Origin of the sequence: Nocardia paucivorans NBRC 100373, from assembly GCF_000308675.1 — a bacterium.
GTDB lineage: Bacteria > Actinomycetota > Actinomycetes > Mycobacteriales > Mycobacteriaceae > Nocardia > Nocardia paucivorans.
In genome coordinates this window covers 1-5,405 of the sequence record NZ_BAGE01000021.1, presented here as the reverse complement: position 1 = coordinate 5,405, position 5,405 = coordinate 1, and the positions used below count along the sequence as shown (strand labels likewise).

The following is a 5,405-nucleotide window of genomic DNA, read 5'->3' as shown; positions in this document are numbered from 1 at the left end:
GAAAGAATGTTCCGGCGGTGTCCTACTCTCCCACACCCTGTCGAGTGCAGTACCATCGGCGCTGGCAGGCTTAGCTTCCGGGTTCGGAATGGGACCGGGCGTTTCCCCACCGCTATAACCGCCGTAACTCTATGAAACTATCCACGAACAACCACCCCACCAGGGATGACGCCGTGCTCGTGTGTTGTTTCAGATACCGCACAGTGGACGCGTAGCAATCTTCGTTGGTAAGCCCTCGGCCTATTAGTACCGGTCACCTCCACACGTTACCGTGCTTCCAGTTCCGGCCTATCAACCCCATGGTCTGTAGGGGGCCTTAACCACTCGAAGGTGGTGGGAAACCTCATCTTGGAACAGGCTTCCCGCTTAGATGCTTTCAGCGGTTATCCCTTCCGAACGTAGCCAACCAGCCGTGCCCCTGGAGGGACAACTGGCACACCAGAGGTTCGTCCGTCCCGGTCCTCTCGTACTAGGGACAGCCTTCCTCAAGTTTCCAACGCGCGCGGCGGATAGAGACCGAACTGTCTCACGACGTTCTAAACCCAGCTCGCGTGCCGCTTTAATGGGCGAACAGCCCAACCCTTGGGACCTACTCCGGCCCCAGGATGCGACGAGCCGACATCGAGGTGCCAAACCATCCCGTCGATATGGACTCTTGGGGAAGATCAGCCTGTTATCCCCGGGGTACCTTTTATCCGTTGAGCGACACCGCTTCCACATGCCGGTGCCGGATCACTAGTCCCGACTTTCGTCCCTGCTCGACATGTCTGTCTCACAGTCAAGCTCCCTTGTGCACTTACACTCGCCACCTGATTGCCAACCAGGCTGAGGGAACCTTTGGGCGCCTCCGTTACATTTTGGGAGGCAACCGCCCCAGTTAAACTACCCACCAGGCACTGTCCCTGAACCGGATCACGGTCCGAGGTTAGAGGTCCAATACGATCAGAGTGGTATTTCAACGACGACTCCACGAACACTGGCGTGTCCGCTTCACAGTCTCCCACCTATCCTACACAAACCGTACCGAACACCAATACCAAGCTATAGTGAAGGTCCCGGGGTCTTTTCGTCCTGCCGCGCGTAACGAGCATCTTTACTCGTAATGCAATTTCGCCGAGTCTGTGGTGGAGACAGCAGAGAAGTCGTTACGCCATTCGTGCAGGTCGGAACTTACCCGACAAGGAATTTCGCTACCTTAGGATGGTTATAGTTACCACCGCCGTTTACCGGGGCTTAAATTCTCAGCTTCGCGCCGAAGCGCTAACCGGTCCTCTTAACCTTCCGGCACCGGGCAGGCGTCAGTCCGTATACATCGTCTTACGACTTCGCACGGACCTGTGTTTTTAGTAAACAGTCGCTTCTCTCTGGTCTCTGCGACCCAACCCAGCTCCCACCGCAAGGATGTTCACCGGATCAGGTCCCCCTTCTCCCGAAGTTACGGGGGCATTTTGCCGAGTTCCTTCACCACAGTTCTCTCGATCGCCTCGGTATTCTCTACCTGACCACCTGTGTCGGTTTGGGGTACGGGCCGTGTACCAACTCACTAGAGGCTTTTCTCGGCAGCATAGGATCACTGAATTCGCCTCAATCGGCTACGCATCACCTCTCAGGCCACATGAGTGACGGATTTGCCTATCACTCGCCCTACAGGCTTACACCAGTATTACCACTGACTGGCCCAGCTACCTTCCTGCGTCACCCCATCGCTTGACTACTACAGCGAAGGTCCCGTGCATCCCCCTCACGCCACCCGAAGGTGATCGCTCGAGTTCAGGACGGTTAGTACCACTGCCTCGCCATTGGGCGCGGATACACGGGTACGGGAATATCAACCCGTTGTCCATCGACTACGCCTGTCGGCCTCGCCTTAGGTCCCGACTCACCCTGGGCGGATTAACCTGGCCCAGGAACCCTTGGTCATTCGGCGGACGAGTTTCTCACTCGTCTTTCGCTACTCATGCCTGCATTCTCACTCGCGCACCCTCCACACCTGGATCACTCCGGCGCTTCCCCGGATGCACGACGCTCCCCTACCCATCCCGACCACTGCACAACCCCCCGAAAGGAGAAGCGAATGACATGTCGGAATGCCGCGGCTTCGGCGGTGTACTTGAGCCCCGCTACATTGTCGGCGCAGGATCACTCGACCAGTGAGCTATTACGCACTCTTTCAAGGATGGCTGCTTCTAAGCCAACCTCCTGGCTGTCTTCGCAACCCCACATCCTTTTCCACTTAGTACACGCTTAGGGGCCTTAGCCGGCGATCTGGGCTGTTTCCCTCTCGACTACGAAGCTTATCCCCCGCAGTCTCACTGCCACGCTCTCACACACCGGCATTCGGAGTTTGGCTGACTTCGGTAAGCTTGTGGGCCCCCTAGGCCATCCAGTAGCTCTACCTCCGGCGTGAAACACGTGACGCTGCACCTAAATGCATTTCGGGGAGAACCAGCTATCACGGAGTTTGATTGGCCTTTCACCCCTACCCACAGCTCATCCCCTCAGTTTTCAACCTAAGTGGGTTCGGGCCTCCACGACGTCTTACCGTCGCTTCACCCTGGCCATGGGTAGATCACTCCGCTTCGGGTCTAGAACATGCGACTCCCAACGCCCTATTCGGACTCGCTTTCGCTACGGCTACCCCACACGGGTTAACCTCGCCACATGCCACTAACTCGCAGGCTCATTCTTCAAAAGGCACGCCATCACCCCAAAAGGCTCTGACGGATTGTAAGCGCACGGTTTCAGGTACTATTTCACTCCCCTCCCGGGGTACTTTTCACCTTTCCCTCACGGTACTATTCCGCTATCGGTCACCAGGGAGTATTCAGGCTTACCGGGTGGTCCCGGCAGATTCACAGCAGATTCCACGGGCCCGCTGCTACTCGGGCATCCATCACACGAGCCGTCGCGTTTTCGCTTACCGGACTCTCACCGTCTACGGTAGGCCGTCCCAGACCACTTCAGCTAACACAACGGTTTCTGACTCGCGCTCCCCACGGCAGTGAGAAGAAGATGAACCCCACAACCCCACACACGCAACGGCTGCCGCCTATCACACGCGCATGGTTTAGCCTCATCCGCTTTCGCTCGCCACTACTCACGGAATCACTCTTGTTTTCTCTTCCTGTGGGTACTGAGATGTTTCACTTCCCCACGTTCCCTCCACACACCCTATACATTCAGGTGCGGGTGACACGACATCACTCGTGCCGGGTTTCCCCATTCGGAAATCCTCGGATCACAGCTCGGTTGACAGCTCCCCGAGGCATATCGCAGCCTCCCACGTCCTTCATCGGCTCCTGGTGCCAAGGCATCCACCGAACGCTCTTACACACTTACAAACAAAGATGCTCGCGTCCACTGTGCAGTTCTCAAACAACACACCCAACCAAACCCTTACCGGGACCAGCACCCCAACCCCTCCCCACGGGAGGAAACCGAGGCCGGTATCACCGAGATCCGGCGGATCGTATTTCTTGCCTGGAAAGAACGTCTGTTCTTTCAGGACCCAACAGTGTGTCGACTACATCCCCACCGGCCACCCCATCGAGAGCAACCGAAACGTGAGGCACATGCCAGCGTTCCACCCATGAGCTTCCACCGAACCACATTCGGGCTCGTAGTGGCTCTGCCGACGGCGGCCCCGACTGTTCGGAACCCCGACCGGAGAATGCTCCTTAGAAAGGAGGTGATCCAGCCGCACCTTCCGGTACGGCTACCTTGTTACGACTTCGTCCCAATCGCCGATCCCACCTTCGACAGCTCCCTCCCACAAGGGGTTAGGCCACCGGCTTCGGGTGTTACCGACTTTCATGACGTGACGGGCGGTGTGTACAAGGCCCGGGAACGTATTCACCGCAGCGTTGCTGATCTGCGATTACTAGCGACTCCAACTTCACGGGGTCGAGTTGCAGACCCCGATCCGAACTGAGACCGGCTTTAAGGGATTCGCTCCACCTCACGGTATCGCAGCCCTCTGTACCGGCCATTGTAGCATGTGTGAAGCCCTGGACATAAGGGGCATGATGACTTGACGTCGTCCCCACCTTCCTCCGAGTTGACCCCGGCAGTCTCTCACGAGTCCCCGCCATTACGCGCTGGCAACATAAGATAAGGGTTGCGCTCGTTGCGGGACTTAACCCAACATCTCACGACACGAGCTGACGACAGCCATGCACCACCTGTACACCGACCACAAGGGGGCCTACATCTCTGCAGGTTTCCGGTGTATGTCAAACCCAGGTAAGGTTCTTCGCGTTGCATCGAATTAATCCACATGCTCCGCCGCTTGTGCGGGCCCCCGTCAATTCCTTTGAGTTTTAGCCTTGCGGCCGTACTCCCCAGGCGGGGTACTTAATGCGTTAGCTACGGCACGGATCCCGTGGAAGGAAACCCACACCTAGTACCCACCGTTTACGGCGTGGACTACCAGGGTATCTAATCCTGTTCGCTACCCACGCTTTCGCTTCTCAGCGTCAGTTACTGCCCAGAGACCCGCCTTCGCCACCGGTGTTCCTCCTGATATCTGCGCATTTCACCGCTACACCAAGAATTCCAGTCTCCCCTGCAGTACTCAAGCCTGCCCGTATCGACCGCAAGCTCACAGTTGAGCTGTGAGTTTTCACGATCGACGCGACAAGCCGCCTACAAGCTCTTTACGCCCAGTAATTCCGGACAACGCTCGCACCCTACGTATTACCGCGGCTGCTGGCACGTAGTTGGCCGGTGCTTCTTCTACAGGTACCGTCACTTGCGCTTCGTCCCTGTCGAAAGAGGTTTACAACCCGAAGGCCGTCATCCCTCACGCGGCGTCGCTGCATCAGGCTTTCGCCCATTGTGCAATATTCCCCACTGCTGCCTCCCGTAGGAGTCTGGGCCGTGTCTCAGTCCCAGTGTGGCCGGTCGCCCTCTCAGGCCGGCTACCCGTCGTCGCCTTGGTAGGCCATTACCCCACCAACAAGCTGATAGGCCGCGGGCTCATCTCGCACCGATAAATCTTTCCACCACCAACCATGCGACCAGTGGTCATATCCGGTATTAGACCCAGTTTCCCAGGCTTATCCCAGAGTGCGAGGCAGATCACCCACGTGTTACTCACCCGTTCGCCGCTCGTGTACCCCCGAAGGGGCCTTACCGCTCGACTTGCATGTGTTAAGCACGCCGCCAGCGTTCGTCCTGAGCCAGGATCAAACTCTCCGTTGAAGACTCACAATCACACCCCGAAAAGGGGTGCAATCAGAACAACTGGAGTCCGAAAACCCAGCAAAACAATCGCCAGCCGGAATTAAGCTGACTAAAAAATGTCCGATCCTCCACACGGGGGTATGAAGAACCGAAACCAAAAACATTTGGCACTGACATTCATCGACACACTATTGAGTTCTCAAAGAACAGGCGCACACACT

General features: G+C 57.1%; 3 rRNA genes. All 3 read right to left on the bottom strand.

Annotated elements, in window-relative coordinates:
- Window positions 1-9: 9 nt before the first annotated feature.
- Window positions 10-126: ribosomal RNA gene (rrf, locus tag ON32_RS04800) — 5S ribosomal RNA — on the bottom strand.
- A 97-nt stretch (window positions 127-223) separates the two neighbouring features.
- Window positions 224-3,341, bottom strand: a 23S ribosomal RNA gene (locus ON32_RS04795).
- 340 nt (window positions 3,342-3,681) lie between these two features.
- Window positions 3,682-5,202, bottom strand: a 16S ribosomal RNA gene (locus ON32_RS04790).
- The 16S, 23S and 5S rRNA genes sit together here, the layout of an rRNA operon.
- Window positions 5,203-5,405 lie beyond the last annotated feature (203 nt).